Annotated in this window: 14 protein-coding genes and 1 pseudogene; 1 reads left to right on the top strand and 14 read right to left on the bottom strand. The window is 38.2% G+C overall.

Going from position 1 to position 15,030, the window contains the following annotated elements:
• From AB657_RS06415 to AB657_RS06355, 13 genes are all read right to left on the bottom strand, one after another.
• Nucleotides 1–1,878: a PA3715 family protein gene (locus AB657_RS06415; RefSeq protein WP_047245739.1), complete on the bottom strand. Its 1,878-nt coding sequence runs from the start codon at nucleotides 1,876–1,878 to the stop codon at nucleotides 1–3.
• Nucleotides 1,879–1,927: 49 nt separating this feature from the next.
• A complete protein-coding gene (locus AB657_RS06410) occupies nucleotides 1,928–2,269 on the bottom strand; it encodes a hypothetical protein (RefSeq protein ID WP_047245738.1) in 342 nt (113 codons plus the stop codon).
• Nucleotides 2,270–3,442, bottom strand: coding sequence for a hypothetical protein (locus tag AB657_RS06405; RefSeq protein ID WP_047245737.1), 1,173 nt, complete (start codon nucleotides 3,440–3,442; stop codon nucleotides 2,270–2,272).
• Complete coding sequence (locus AB657_RS06400; protein WP_047245736.1) at nucleotides 3,439–4,056, bottom strand: hypothetical protein; 618 nt, start codon at nucleotides 4,054–4,056, stop codon at nucleotides 3,439–3,441. The genes AB657_RS06405 and AB657_RS06400 overlap by 4 nt, the downstream gene beginning before the upstream one ends.
• 45 nt (nucleotides 4,057–4,101) lie before the next feature.
• Nucleotides 4,102–5,217 carry a hypothetical protein gene (locus tag AB657_RS06395; protein WP_047245735.1) on the bottom strand — a complete coding sequence of 372 codons (1,116 nt, stop codon included), beginning with the start codon at nucleotides 5,215–5,217 and terminating at the stop codon, nucleotides 4,102–4,104.
• Nucleotides 5,218–5,242: 25 nt separating this feature from the next.
• Nucleotides 5,243–6,307 carry a trypsin-like peptidase domain-containing protein gene (locus AB657_RS06390; RefSeq protein WP_047245734.1) on the bottom strand — a complete coding sequence of 355 codons (1,065 nt, stop codon included), beginning with the start codon at nucleotides 6,305–6,307 and terminating at the stop codon, nucleotides 5,243–5,245.
• A 10-nt stretch (nucleotides 6,308–6,317) separates the two neighbouring features.
• Nucleotides 6,318–7,523 (bottom strand): type III secretion system chaperone family protein, encoded by a 1,206-nt coding sequence (locus AB657_RS06385; protein ID WP_047245733.1) that lies wholly within the window; start codon nucleotides 7,521–7,523, stop codon nucleotides 6,318–6,320.
• A 36-nt stretch (nucleotides 7,524–7,559) separates the two neighbouring features.
• The gene (locus tag AB657_RS06380; RefSeq protein ID WP_047247844.1) at nucleotides 7,560–7,946 is read right to left on the bottom strand and encodes a hypothetical protein; all 387 of its coding nucleotides are present in this window, start codon (nucleotides 7,944–7,946) and stop codon (nucleotides 7,560–7,562) included.
• A gap of 70 nt (nucleotides 7,947–8,016) precedes the next feature.
• Nucleotides 8,017–9,708 carry a hypothetical protein gene (locus tag AB657_RS06375; protein WP_047245732.1) on the bottom strand — a complete coding sequence of 564 codons (1,692 nt, stop codon included), beginning with the start codon at nucleotides 9,706–9,708 and terminating at the stop codon, nucleotides 8,017–8,019.
• 46 nt (nucleotides 9,709–9,754) lie between these two features.
• Complete coding sequence (locus AB657_RS06370) at nucleotides 9,755–10,315, bottom strand: hypothetical protein (RefSeq protein WP_157491615.1); 561 nt, start codon at nucleotides 10,313–10,315, stop codon at nucleotides 9,755–9,757.
• A 29-nt stretch (nucleotides 10,316–10,344) separates the two neighbouring features.
• A complete protein-coding gene (locus AB657_RS06365; protein ID WP_047245730.1) occupies nucleotides 10,345–10,554 on the bottom strand; it encodes a hypothetical protein in 210 nt (69 codons plus the stop codon).
• Nucleotides 10,555–10,785: 231 nt separating this feature from the next.
• A complete protein-coding gene (locus AB657_RS06360; protein WP_047245729.1) occupies nucleotides 10,786–11,523 on the bottom strand; it encodes a LytR/AlgR family response regulator transcription factor in 738 nt (245 codons plus the stop codon).
• Nucleotides 11,520–13,673, bottom strand: coding sequence for a tetratricopeptide repeat protein (locus AB657_RS06355; protein WP_198146884.1), 2,154 nt, complete (start codon nucleotides 13,671–13,673; stop codon nucleotides 11,520–11,522). The genes AB657_RS06360 and AB657_RS06355 overlap by 4 nt, the downstream gene beginning before the upstream one ends.
• A gap of 525 nt (nucleotides 13,674–14,198) precedes the next feature.
• On the opposite strand from AB657_RS06355, the pseudogene AB657_RS18140 reads away from it, so the two are divergent.
• Nucleotides 14,199–14,416 (top strand): annotated as a pseudogene (locus AB657_RS18140) (IS110 family transposase); the annotation flags it as partial.
• A gap of 139 nt (nucleotides 14,417–14,555) precedes the next feature.
• On the opposite strand, the gene AB657_RS06350 reads toward AB657_RS18140, so the two are convergent.
• Nucleotides 14,556–15,030, bottom strand: a 475-nt coding sequence (locus AB657_RS06350) for a carboxypeptidase-like regulatory domain-containing protein (protein ID WP_047245727.1), incomplete at its 5' end; no start/stop codon positions are given.

The following is a 15,030-nucleotide window of genomic DNA, read 5'->3' as shown; positions in this document are numbered from 1 at the left end:
CTAATTTGTTTTCAACGCCAATTCGTTGTTTTGATACACGTAAATGACATTTTTGTTGGTCTTAAGTGTGTCTTCTGAACCAGGCTTTAGAATTACTTCTTCAGATTTGAGGGCGAAAACAAGGCTACCTTCTATTTCATTTATCTCTAAAACATCTGTCAAATAAGTATCCAAATTTTCATCATAGGGTTCAATGTCAAGGGTTCCCATAGACTTCAGGGTTCCGTTTTCAAGAATAAAAGCCTCACCTCCAAATGGATATTCAAATGCCATTTGACAAATAATAATGACTTTGTCCGATGCGTTGCTTTTGTAAAAATGGAGCTCAAATAGATAGGCGTCACCTATACCTTTTGATCGGTATACTATTTTGTTGGATGCATCCAACATTAAAAGCCTATCGCCCCAATCCGTTTCAGTATCTGGGGCTACGGTTCGTCCGTCTTCTGGTTTATAGTTTCCTGCTGCTATTTTGAATGCCTCCAACTGATAGGCGTAATCTACATCAAACCTGTCTATGTGAATGTCCTCCAATTTTTCTGGATCGTACTCGGAAAACAAAATAGCCCCAGAATCATGTTCGGTATACGTACTTCCATTAAATTTCAAGACATTGTTTTTAACATGAAAGGATTTTTCTGTTTGGCATTCCCCATCATTATCTTTAAACATCTTGGTTTCGGTTATCTTGTTGTTTATCAGAATATCAAAATGGTCATTGGTCTTCTTAGTGCTTATCACCACCGCTTTTTCTTCATCTTTAAATCTTCCGTCACAATCCCCATCCCATTCTCCACGATTCATGGCAACAGTATAATTGGCAAGCACCTTGATCAAACTATCTTTTGATTTCATGAAAAGGGACAGTGTTTTATTTTGGTATGGATTTACCCTTGAGTGTCCGTAGTAGGAAACGTACAAACCGAAAGCCACTTTGTTTTCAGTAATCTCAAGTAAATTTGGGGCAATCTGAATTTCAGTTAACTCAATGGCATCAGAAATCCATTGGTTGGTCTGGTGACTTTCAAAGTACTTGTTCATTATTTTTCCAGAACGGTTGTCCGCAATAACAATGTGGCTGTTGAGGTCAAAATACTGTTCGCCTTCATCCACGACTTCTGGAATGACCACAATGCTTTCGTTGGGATTGTCTGGGTGTTCCAGAGTAGTAATCAAATCGGTCTTTGTTTGCACCCAATCCAAATTCAGGTCCGTTAAAACGCCATTGATCAGTGCAAAATTTTTAAAGGAATCATTCAATCTTTTGGCATCTATTTTTATAATGGTGCCATTACCCCTAATTTCATATTCAATTTCTTCTACTTCTTTGGTGTTGCCCCAAAATATTTTGTTTATCGTTAGTTTGCTTTCGCTAATTCGGGAGACTGTCCTGGACATGCCTTCGGCTATTTCATCGAAAGCTACTTGTTTGTGATCTATGATGTTCCCCTCCGTATCATAATTGATTATAATCGTCTCCATTTCATGGTCCCCGTGTTGAATGGTTGTTACAATGGTGTGAAAATTTGTATTCACAGGTAGCTTATAGATGGTGATCGCTCTGTAATTATGACCTTCCGAATTAAAATCAGGATAGATTTGGTCCAGTTTCAAAGCTTTGGCATCTACCTCATCATAATCGTCTTCATCGATAAAACTGTCAAAATTTGTGTCTTCGATGTGTGGCAATTTTTTGGTTTGGCTGTTGGCAATTACTTCGGCAAAATCTAAATGCACGCTCTTAGGTAAGGTGTCCAAAGCCGTTTCAATGATTTCAACGGCGCTTTGGGTTTCGATCTCCGGTTCTTTATCCGTTTTGGAGCCTTGGCCACAGGAGATTGTAAGTACTAGTAAGGCTATGTGATATTGAATTTTCATTTAATGCCGATTATGGTTTATATAAATCCACTGTTTTTAGTTTCTTATGCTATATTACGTCAATGACTTTTTCGAGTAAATAATGCACTATGGCAACGAGTACAGTGATCATTAGCAATACCGCCAAACGGATAACCGTCCTTTTCGGGTTGTTTTTTAGTTTCTTTCGTAGGTAAAAAATATCTAACAACACGAAGCATAATGCAATGGCGCTCCCAACCCACAGACCAACTTGAATCATCCCTATATCATAAAATAGATGTAGCAAATAGCCCAATCCTTCTTCGCTTACCGTATTGGCTCCTAAAACCAAACGCATATAGCCAATGCCTATGAACAGGCACAACAGCGTCCAAAATAGATAGGCCAATATGTATTTTAAAATTCGCATCTATAACATTTCTTTCGTGCAAACAGTGTCTTTTTCAACTTCATCGGGCATCCCCTTTAGTTTCTCAAAAAAATGGGTGCCGGCCATATTTAGTCCTTGCGCTACATCGCATACATAGATAAAAGCATCTTTTTGATTGCTGCTTCGGGTTCTGTAGACCGAATTGGTCAGTATCCAACTATTCTTTTTAAAGGCTATGTGATGGTAGGCCTCGTTTAGTCCGCCATCAGGAAAGGCAGTTTTAATGAAAAAACCATCGGGTTCTGCGACCACATCAACAATTTGATTGCCTCCATCTTCAGAAAAATTGGTGGTTTTTAAAGCGAATTGGTATGCTTCCCCTTCATTTGTAAAGAGCAATAGTTCGTCTCCTTGATAAGGCCCTGCACTTACTATTTTATCTAGTACACCATCGTTGTTGATGTCAATTTCCCTGATAAAAAAGTGCTCGTTTTCCATGTAATCCGATAAGGTGTAGGTGCTATTGGTTTGGTCATCTGGAAATGGGTCCGGATTTTCATTGTCATCAAAAAACGCTGTTTCAAATAAATCTTCTAAAATCTGTTTTTTCGAAGTAGTTAAATGGGATGCAAAATCAGCATCAAATTTTGGATGTGGCCCGTCAAAGAGAAAGAATAGCACCAATTTTGCCTTTTCGTTACTTAGCTCGTTCATCAGGTAATATTTTTTGTATTCCCTTACATAGTTTAGCACATGATGTTGAAAGTAGTTAACCCCATCTGCTTCCCATTGTCCGTTCTCACAAATACGGATAATGTTTTTTTCATAGCTGGGGTATTTGTTGGTTCGCAGCAGATAAAACAAGTATTCGATATAATGTACACTGTGTTCGTAAAGTTCATGGGGAGCGTCATTTGGTGCATCCCAGCCAAAATAGCTTTGAAATTCTTCGAAATCCTTAGGAAACTGCCGTAGAAACTCTTCTTCATCCTTATCTGCCATAGCAATATATAGGTTATGGATGCTGATGTCCTTGGGCTCTTGGGTACTTTTCTCGGCTGGAGCTTCCCATTCGTCCGCGTTTAAGTTTTCTGAAGCTTCCATAAAGAGGGTATTCACCGAATCTTTAGCTTTTTGCTCTTTTTCAACGCGCTTGTTCTCCTGACCACAAGACAGTAATAAGAGTGCTAGAAATACAAATTGATACTTCATTTTACATGTTTTGTTTTAGGATAAATACCATTTGAAAAAATATTCTTTAGGCTGTCGGCTTTGAAGAATTCACCTTCTTTAAAATAATTGATTTCGCCACAGTATAAGGTTGAATCATTTAGGCATGGGTCATAATAAAACTCTGCCAAGCGGTAATCCTGGTACATACCCAGTTCTTCGCTTACAAAGCCCCCAAAATCCTCTTCATGGTCAATAAAATAGCCCGTACCAGCTTCCCCAATAAAACCAAATGACATTCCCCCGTATTCATAAAAATGAATCCCATTTTCGCCGGTATACGAAAGTGGTTTTCCGGTTTTATGTTCTGTCCGTAGGTGCACCTTTATTTTTTCTTGTATGGCATTCTGTACTACGGAATAATCTTTATCCGGATATTTTACCAAATACAAATTGGGATATACGTTTGACTGAATAAACCGCATATCCTTAAAAAAGAAGTGGTGGATTACCAGTCCCGTCGCACCAAATACCAACACGGCCAAAACTGCCTGAACCCGTCTTTTGCTTTTTAAGGTCCACTTGAAAAACCTAAAGGCAAGGATCAATAGCAGAATTGCTACAATAACCAGTATGGTAATGACTAGTATGAACACAACGTTGGTTTGTTTTTAATGGTCAAATGATTTCATAGCTTCGGGTTAATGCACGTTTTCTTTATCTATCTCAACGGTATACAATGGGTTTTGCATGAAATCAGCATTCTCATGTGCAACCCGGATCAAGTATTCTCCCTTCTTTAATTTTTCTCGATATTGGCCATGCAATTTTCCCTTTTTGTTGAGGTATTCTTCCATGGTATAAAAACCATTGTTTTCTAGCACGGAGAAACGGAAATCCATATCCTTTATCTTTGACTTCATACGGATAGAAACTTTGGCATCTTCCTCCAAAAAGAACAAGAAAAATGTGGCATTGGCATAAAAGGTGTCGGTAATGGAAGAATAGGATTGAGGCTCATCAATAGTTACAGCATTGGCGTAAAAAGAGGGCTCCACAAAGTTGATGATTTGATTTTGCCCATTTTTATTAGGTTTTTGATACGAGTATAGTCCACCCTTGAACATAAATCTTAAAACGGAATTTTTTTGCTTTAAGTCTATAGCATAGCCGATTTTTGTTGGATATATGGTCTTGTACCATTGATTGTCGGCATCTAAACCATGAGCATATGATACATGTTCTAGGTAAACATTTTTAGTATTGATTTCGATTGGATAAACACCTTCCAATGTGTAGTCTATATTTCGAAAGTCTTTTAGTTCTTCGTTGATTTTGTCTTGTTTTTCGCCTTGAAACATATAAAAACGGGTCAGAAATCGTCCGTTTTTCTTAAAAACCCAATTTTCAACACCCATTTCGTTTTGAATTCCAAAATGGATAAACTTTCCTTTTTCTGCTTTATAAAGGGGTTTTAGGTCTGCTGTTCGGTTGGAGCAGCCCGCGCATTCCGCTCGAATAAAATTTGCTAAAATTGATGTTGACTCTCTCCAATCGTCTAAAAGCACGATTTCTTTTTCTTCAAGCAAATCAGAAAATGATTTGGAAACATTCTCATTCGTGATTTCTTGAAATGGATACATTACGGAATCCAATGTCTTAAAAACTACTTTTTCTCTAGAAGTATGTACTAATGCTTTACATGAAACAAATAATAGGGCAATGAACAGCATAGCACTAAACTTTATTAAGAATGTGCCATGCTGTGAAATATTATATTGTGGAACCATTGATCCTTTCAAGTTTACCTGTTTCAAGTAATAATTTTTGGCTTTCGAAGCACTATTTGCTGTAATGAGTCATTTCCGCTCCAAAATCGTTCACGAATATATTGTCCAATTCATCCGCTTTGGTGGCAAGCTGGGCCAGACATTCCAGAATTTCATTTTTATGGTCGGAATACAGATCGCTGATATGGATGCGATACGATAAGTAGATCTGATTATCGGAAATGGACAATCGATGCGGACCCATATCCGCGGTTAGGATGTACTCATAAATCTCGGCCAAATTTTTACTGGGCAAGTCGTTTAGGGGAGAGGTAGCGAATAGATAATTGTTGTCATAAACGAATATGCGTATCTCTGCACTGCCTTGGTGAAAATACCAACGCTCCCTGCCCGACCTTGCCAAAATGGGATTGATATCCAGTTTGTATATGGCTTCCTCCACCTTTAGACTGAAATCGGATAGTTCCATTTCTTCGAATAACTTTTCGTCTACAAGTGTGCCACAATTGGGGCAGTAATCGGTCTTTTCTTCAATAAGTCCCCCACAGTTGGAACAACCAAGGGTAAAGGCATCCGACATATCATTGACTATCGTTAATTCTTCCCGAAGGGTTTCCATGGGAATGGCAAAACCCATGTTGTCGGCATCGGAAAATTTTGAGGTCACAATCCCCATTAACTCCCCTTTTTCATTGATTACCGGCCCACCGCTATTTCCTGGATTGATGGCGGCGTCCGTTTGAATATAATAGTTACCTCCTATACTTTGGCGTGGATTTGAAACTATACCTTCGGTAACTGTAAATGGCATACCGTAAGGATAGCCCAAGACAATCACCTTGTCTCTTGATTTTGATTCTGTCCGATGTTCAATTACCACCGTTTCAATAGGTTTTGGAAGGTCGTTAGCTCGCAAAAACGCAATGTCTTTTCCCGGATTTACATAAAGCACTTGGGTCAAGTACCTGTTTTTATCTTTCCCTTCCAGGCTAACGGTATGGCAACCCGCCACCACGTGGTAGTTTGTGATGATAATATCATTTTCTTTGTTGTAAAAACCTGTGCCCGTGCCATTTGAAGTATTTATCTTAAATACCGAACTTTCTATATTCTTCATGATTCCTTGCTTAATTGGTTTTAAAGTTTGCCATCATCTTTTGCATGGCCGCCATGGATTGCTGCATTTGTTCGCCCATAAGTTTTGTAAGGTCCATACCGTAATCGGCATCCATAAACGTATCTTCCATGATGGCTTGCATGCCCTTTAAAAGGATGGGAGCCGCTTGGCTCCATGGCAAATCACTGGCTTGTGATAGGGCGTCGGTGATGGGTTTGCTAATTTCTTCGTTCACCAAATTGTAAAAGAACATGTTGTAAAAACAGGACTGTATAAGAATGGAAGCATCCTCGAATCTGGAGTTGGCGATCATTTCCTGCGCTTCTTCATAATTTTCTTGCCAATTTTCTCTGATGTTTTCCTTTTTTCCGCTGTATTTATAGGGAATAAAGGTTTCTGTCTGATAGAGGTCGGCCATGAATTGCTCCTTAGGGAGTTCTTTCAATTTTTCCAAGGCCGATTTTCCATTCAGCAATCGGTCATGAAATGGTAGCCTACCATCAAAAAGTCCGTCTATCGCCTTTTCCAATAGGGTACGTACATATCCTTGGGGCTCTGCATGAAACTCTATCTTTTTTAAGGTGATGTTCAAGCTGTACCATGCATTGTTTCCATGCCGTTTTTCCATGTACCGGTCAAATCGTTGAAGGTCATCCGCCAAAATTTTTAGATAATTATCGTAAGCTTCCTGTTTGCTGTTTTCTGGAAAAGGGGTTGTTTTAGGCTCTTGTATGTGGGCTGCACCAAATTTTTCTATAAACTCGTCGTCATAGCTATCTGCGTAATAGCATATTTCCCGAAGCACCCCATAGATTTTGTACGGTTCACAAAGACTTATTGGACATGAAAAAGAAAAATACACCAAATGATTATCCAAGACTATATTGGTCAAATTGAGCGGATACATTCTGAGTTCTGCCAATTTTCGCATCATGGGTACTTTTTTGGCATTTTTTATGTTCAAAAAAGGACATTTGATCAACAGTTCATCAGTTGTTTGGGTAATGGATACCACTACCGACCCATGGGGTATTTCGTAGGTGTCACCTTTTTTTTTGCCGGAAAGATGATTCCCGACATAATCCAATAGGGTAGGCACTACCTCGTTATATTGTTTACTGTTAAAAAGAGCTACTGCCTCGTCCCATTTTTCATCCTGTCTTGTCGATGATTTTTTAGGATGTATTGGTGGAAAATACTTGTTGTTTTTATCCATTATTGTTATGTAATTAATTGGATTACATTATTAATTTTAGGCCGCTAAACTTTTAATTTTGCCCTCCAATTCCTCAAAGGCTTGCTGTTGCGATTTTACCAAGACGGCCTGTTTTATGGCTCCAGTAATCACTTCTAAGATGCTTTTGCGAGCCTTTACACTTTTTCCGAAATAGGCATGCATTAGTTTATTGGGAATGATATGGTTTACTTTCACCGTGTTTTCATTCACAAAAAGTAACTTAACGGCGTGCATGCCACTTTTTTTAAGTACAATACATGGTGCCATTTGTCCGCTGGTGTCCGTGCGATGTTCCCAAACATCATATTCTTTTGAACACTCAAAACCGGATTCTTTTTTTAAGACTTCACAGAGTTTATCTAAAGAATTGTATGGTTGTTTTATTTGAATTAAATTCTCCATTGGTTGTATGATTTTGGATATAAATGAAAAACCACAGATGGTTTTGACCATCTGTGGCGGTAGTTTGTTTTTAAAAGTCTGTAAAAGACCGGATTGGCAATACCGTGAAATTTGCAGTATTTTTAGGAAGGGCTATGGGAGCACTACCCCCTAAAAAAGCTATATAAGCATCATTTGCATTAACTTCTGTAGAAGTCCATACTGTACTAAAAAGGGCGCTTCCTCCATTGGCGAGTATCGTTGGTGCAATGTAATCGTCGTAGTTTATCGCTATTTCATTGAATTCATCCACACTTGGTAAAAACCAATCATCATAACCATTCCAATCCAAATTGGAAATAGTTAATGCGGCAGATGGAATACAACCTGCGGCAATAATTGCCTCAGAATTGGTTTCTCCTGTTCCGATACCGCTTCCAGAAGCCCCTGTTAGTATACCTGAACAACCCCAGGCGTTAACGGTTAGACCTGAAATTGCACAAACCAAGCCTTCACTATTGTTACTTGCAGGGTCTATCCAAAAAATAACACCACCATACTTGAATTCCCCAATCTCGTTCAAGTCATTAAGTTCTACGAACGCATTGGCAGAAACTGTTTCGGTACCATTGCTTACCGAAATGGTGGCCAACATATTGGGGTTGGTTTCAAAATCGAAAAGGGTTTCATCCGCTACGGACAATTCACCTGTATTCTGATCTATCGCAAATGCACCAGCCGGATTTTGGAACGTAATGGTATAGGTTAGATTTGAGCCACTGGCCTGTATGGTTCCCACAACATCGCCATTGGAAGGGTTTTCATCAATGGTCAAATCCGTATTTGTGGCAGATACTTCGTCTACATCGTTTAGATTGATGGTGGCCGTGGCCGTAGCTGTTTCCGCACCATCTGTCACTGAAATCTCAGCTGTAATCACGGGGTTGGCCTCAAAATCGAATAGGTTGGGGTCAATTACCGTTAATTCTCCTGTAGCGGCATCAATGGCCATGGCGCCCATGGGTGATTGCGAGGTAAATGAAAACGCTAAAGTACTATTGCTGTTGGCCTGTACCGTTCCTAAAACCTGTCCGTCCGTTGGATTTTCATCAACCGTAACAATAAAATCCTGAACGGTTATTTCAAGAATATCATTAAGGTTCACGGTTACGGTTACCGGATTGTCTGCATCTTCAATAGAAACGGTCGCTGTCAGTATAGGATTGGTTTCAAAGTCGAATAGCGAAGCATCCAATACGGTAAGTTCGCCCGAATTGAAATCAATACCCATAGCGCCGCTCGGTGTCTGGGACGTAATGGCAAAGCCCGAAGCATTTCCAATGGTCTGTAGACTGCCTATAACTTGCCCTTCGGCAGGATTTTCATCTATGGTCACCTCTAAATTCTGACCGGAAACCTCATTCACATTATTCAGGTTTATGGTAATGCTTGCCGAATTTTCAGCATTGTCCGCGGTAACGGTTGCCGTAATCGTAGGATGAGTCTCGAAATCGAATAAGGTCGCATTGGCTACAGTAAGTTCACCAGTAGAACCGTCAATATTCAAAGCTCCCGCAGGTGCTTGTGAGACGATATTAAAATTTGTGGTGGAAACATCGGTTTGTACGGTGCCCACGGGATCACCTTCTTGGGGATTTTCATCTAGGGTTACCTCTAAATCTGACAGTGTTACGGTTACAGCTCCATCATCATCATTGTTGCAGGCAACACATAGAAAAAGTACACTTACGGCCAAGTAAATAGTTTTAAGTTTATTGTTCATGATTGTTTTGGTTAAATTAATTTAATTGAGGAATAGGTTCGGAATTTTAGTAGTCCATTTCAATTAATGAACCGTCCATTTTGTATGAAAAAGTAAAAGAAGTCCCCCCATTTTCAGGCTGCAGTTTTACGATGTATTGGGCATCACTCACATCACCGTTCTTTGGGTATTTGACAAAAGCCATTTCAAGTCGGGGGTTCTCGATGTCTTTCTTGGCCTTTAATTGCTCACTCGATTTTTCAACGAGTTCTCCTAATTTCACAAGACTGATTTTTTCACCCAATTGAAACATAAAATCGGCCGCCTTGGTACCCTCTGGTATTTCCAAGGTTACTTCAGAAGTTTGGTTCCAGTTGCCCAACGAGTAGGTCCATTGCCCCATTTTTAAAGATTCAGGGGCATCGGTTACCGTGGTCGAAATGCTATTACCGATCGATTCATTGTATATGATGGTCAATTCGGTATAGTAAGCACTATCCCCAAATTCACTTTTCAGTTCTTTCTCAATGCCTGCAAAGCCATCGGCGTTGGCAGGTAGTTTTGTCGTGTCTCCTCCACAGGAAACCAGTGTTATCGCTATCATTAAAATTATCAACTGTATTTTCATTTTTATGCTTTTTTTATGTTGATTGACTATTACTCTTCTGCTCTTCCAAATAGGAAAAACAGCGCGCCACCTGCTAGAATCAATACCGCCCTGAGCACCCATCCCATGGTACTGCCCCAGCCATCTATCCAAGCAAGTAATCTGATGTTGTAATTAAAAATTGACAAAAGGGCAGAAATTAGGCCCATAGCTGCAAACACAAGGCCTCCTTGGCCTAGTTTGGATTTGATGTTTTCCATTAATATTTGATATTAATATTTCTTGATAAGCACCATTGGAAAAGTGTGATTTTCGAAGCGGGCTTAAGTAAGAAATGGTTTGGTCAGGGTAAAGATGGGGCAGTGGCATTTCCTATGAAATAGCCAATCTATTTTCGTGAGCTGGGAATCATTATTCGTGCGAAGTAAGGAAATATGCGTTTTTGGAGAGATAGCTATTTCCGGTGATATTGATCATTGGGACAATAGTTCTCAATGACTATTGTAATTCAAAAAAGTGGTTACAAAAGCTTCCTTTTTTCGGGAGGAGACAGGGATTTTTTGACCATTCTTTAAATAGATGACGCCCGACTTATCGTATTTGTCTATGAATTTCAAGTTTACCATGAAAGACTGGTGGGGCCGGGTGAAATTGACTTTTTCAAGTTTCTCCTCGTATTCCTTTAAGGGTTTGGAAGCCACGTATTTTTTATCATTGGCCAAGTAGAATGTCGTATACCCCTTGTCGGATTCACAGTACAATAATTCTTGCAGGTTTATGACCTGAAAACTGTCGCTGAGTGAAAGCACCAAAGTGGCATCATCTTGATACCAAACTTTTTTTGCCGTATTTATTTGCTCTTTTTGTTCGGTAATAGGTAAGGTCTTTATCTTTTTTAAGGCCAAATCCAATTCTTCAACGTCAACAGGTTTTAAAAGATAATCTACGGCACCAGCCTTAAGTGCCTTCAAAGCATATTCTTCATAGGCGGTAATGAATATGGTTTTGAAGCTAAGGTGCTCGGTTTGGTCAAGAAAGTCGAATCCAGTACCATCTGTGAGATTTATATCCAGAAATATCAATTCTGGTTTACAGGCATTAGAGACCACAACGGCCTCCTTGACCGTAGCACATTCACCTATGATTTCTATATTGGTTTCAACCGTTTCCAAAATATTTATCAAACCTTTTCTAATATAGGCTTTGTCCTCAACGATAAGTGCTTTCATGAATTCTTTATTATTTTATAGGGAATGATCAAAGTAACTTTGGTTCCTTGCTCATTATATTTTTTTCTATCCTCGACAAATACGGATCCTGGCATGTTGAAATCTTTGGCCAAAAGGTTTAGCCGCTCACTGGTAATGGTGGTGGCCAACGACTTCTTTTTTGTTTTTGTTTTTTGGAGCATGGCATCTATTCCAACACCATTGTCCGTTATGGTACAGCTTAACTTTTGATTGTTGAAACTAAGGTGAACCTCTATTTCCCGATGTTCTTGATTAGTAGAAAAAGCATGTTCTATAGCATTTTCAATAAAGGGCTGAATGAGCATGGGAGGAACCAAAAAGAGATTGATATTTATGTTTTCGTCTACCACCAAACTATAGTCGTAAGGTGAATTGGCGTCCATATTTTGTAAGATCATATAATTGTCTATGGCATCCAATTCTTGAATGAGGGGAACTATTTTGTCCCTTGAATTTTCTAGAACAAGTCGTAGTAGTTTAGAGAATTTTGATAGATAGGTAATTGATTTTTTCTCTTCTTTGTTCAAGATCATGCCCTGCAAGACTGAAAGCGAATTAAATATAAAATGTGGCGTCATCTGCGAGCGCAATAACCTTTGTTCGGTAATAATATTTTGGTTTTTTACTTTAACGTTCTTGTATTTTTGATAGAATACCAAAGAACCTGACAGGATAGAGATAACCAAAATGCCGATAACGGCCCAAAGGTAATTTTGTTTGGTCTTTGCAAGGTCTTGCGAAGTGCTCATTACCGTTTTGGTAAGTTTTAATTCGCGTATACTAGCAGAGTCCAATGCCTGCTTGTATTTGTATTCGTATTCCAACTGGGCAATTTTTTCGATATTTTCTTTATTAAAAAGGCTGTCGTTCAATAATTTGAATTGCTGATGACTTTCAAGGGCTTTTTTATAGTTCCCCTTTGCGCTATATATGGTTGCCATTGTTTTGTATACCAATATTTGCTGAGGCAGAAGTTCTAGTTCATTTGCTATTTTTTTCCCGTTCTCGGCGTGTATTAGAGCATTTGAATAATTTTTGAGCGAAACATAAGTTTTTGCCAATCCAATATGGGCATGGCAGCTATAGATCTTATCTTCAATAGATTCACTTATCTCTAAACAAGCTTTATAATGTTTCAAAGCATTTTTAGGTTGATCCATTAAAAAGTACAAATCCCCAAGTTGAAAATTACCCCCACTTAATTCTGTTTTATCATTGATTTCTTTACTTAGGTTTATAGATTTTGTCATATACAACAAGGCGTTTTCAAAATCTTTTAAATCTGCATAAACCGCCCCCTTGTTGATCAATGTTCTGGAAATCTGTTTCTTATCATCTAATTCCCTATAAATATTTAGTGCAATATCTAGATGATCAAGTGTTTTGTCGTACTGTTTCAATTCATAATAGACCGCACTTATGTTATAAGAAGAAACGGCAATATCTTCCTTGTCATCATTTGCAATATGTATGCTCAAACATTTATTAAAATAAGCTAGAGCTTCTGTATATCTACCTTGATTAAGGCAAATTGCACCAATGTTATTTAAAATGTCCAAGTTTAATTTTTCCTCACCTAATTGTTCACTTATATCAGCAGCCTTTTTAAACAGTTCGATAGCTTCATCAAAATTTCCTTTTCTGTATCTGGAGGTTCCAATATGGTTATACATATTTGCTTGAACTAATGAGTCACCATTTTTAATGCTTAGTTCAAGTACTGTCTTATAAAAGTCGGTAGCCTTATCAAATTCACCGTTTAAGTATGCTATTTTCCCCAAAGATGTATAGGAAGCATAAATACAATCCGGGTCCTTAAGTTCCTTACATATTTCGAAGGCTTTAAGCGTATAGTTTTCGGCATTATCTCGTTCACCGTTTCTTAAGGCATTATTGCTTAATCTTAGTAGACTGTTTGCAGTTCCCTTTTTGTAATTAAGCTTTTTGGCCAAATCATAGGCTTCTTGGGCCTTTTCGTTGGATCGGTTTATATCTGATGTAGAATAACTTTTAGAAAGCTCGATTAACAAATTAACTTTTGCAGTGTCTTTTTTGGTATGAAATGCCAACTCTTTCTTTAAGCTGTCTATTTTAATGTTCTGTGCCCTTACTGCGCTGGTGGTTAGCAAAAGAATGAGAATAAAAGTTTGGATAGGAGAATTTTGATTCCAAAAGATCGACGTAATTCTATTGATCCCTATGTTAGCTATTTTACATAAGAGATGCATAATCAAAATAATAAAAAATTTAATACGGATGGTTTGCTCATTTTCTTATTGGCTGAAAGGCTTGACATAAAACAAAATACGGGTTTTTAATCTCCTTCAGAAAATATAAGCGTAAATTTCTTGGTGGTGGAATACTATCAATCCATATACGTAATGTTTGAATAAATATTTGCAAGGGCAGGACATTTATTTGTTTCGTAACATGAAATCAATAAATTCCGAAACATAACCAAATCTTATCCCTAACTTTTGCGCATGGATCCTATTGGTTTTGTAGCGTTCCGGCAGATAAGCAAAAAGCAAAACATGATAGGGCGCAACCTACTCCATTGATTTCAGTAGCCATTGTCTTCCCCTATGCCCCTTGCCTTATCAATAACCTTTCCAAGTACCTTGATTGTCTTGGCTGCCATTTGTACTTTTTTGGTCGGTAACAGAAAGCTTCGCAATCTATTGTTCCTGTGCTCTTTCAATGCCTGTAAACATAATAAGACATGTAAAGAAGTATATAATCGGATCGTGAACAAGGGGAAGAGCAAAACTGGCATTGAGCGGTGGCCAACAAACTGCTTAAACAGTCCTTTGCCATTGCAAAATCGGGTAGCCCGTACGATGAATCGTATGTTTTGGTATTGCCTAGATAAATAGAAGATGAATCGAATAAAAAAGCCTGGGGAATTTGATTTTTGAATCTAAGGGCCTAGAATAATATTGTCTCAGATTAAGGAAGAATTTATTTGTTTTTTGCCTCAGTTCTTTGTTGGCAACAGTATTTTCATTCAATTATTTTGGCCAATTCGGTTCGAACTTTCGAATAAAACAAGGCTTTTCGGTTTCAAAAATTCCTTTTTTGTAAGCTTTATAGTGCAATTCGGTTAATTTTTTAAATTCTTTTTTCCGAAGTCTGTCAACTTTTCTAGGAGACATAAAATCGTAAGTAGAAGCCAAAAATAAAATTATCTCTAGATTTTCACATTCCGATGGAACTGTAACAACTGCCCATTCATAACCAACTCCAGCAAAAATCAATTTATTCGTTTCTTTGGGTAGTTTGATTTGGAAATACCCATTCAAGTCAGTTTGTCCGATTTTGATTGTGTCTTTGTCGAATATTGTGATTCCAATTGCACTTTCAGAAAATTGGTCGATAGTTTTTCCTCTTATAGTCCGTTGTCCAAATACAGAGAAAAAGCAAAATAAGAATGATATGAAAAATACTGTTTTAATTCTCAAAGTTTTCGGTTTTTCATATTGTTGC

Origin of the sequence: Maribacter thermophilus (assembly GCF_001020565.1) — a bacterium.
Taxonomy (GTDB): domain Bacteria; phylum Bacteroidota; class Bacteroidia; order Flavobacteriales; family Flavobacteriaceae; genus Maribacter; species Maribacter thermophilus.
This window is presented reverse-complemented; position numbering and strand designations above follow the sequence as displayed.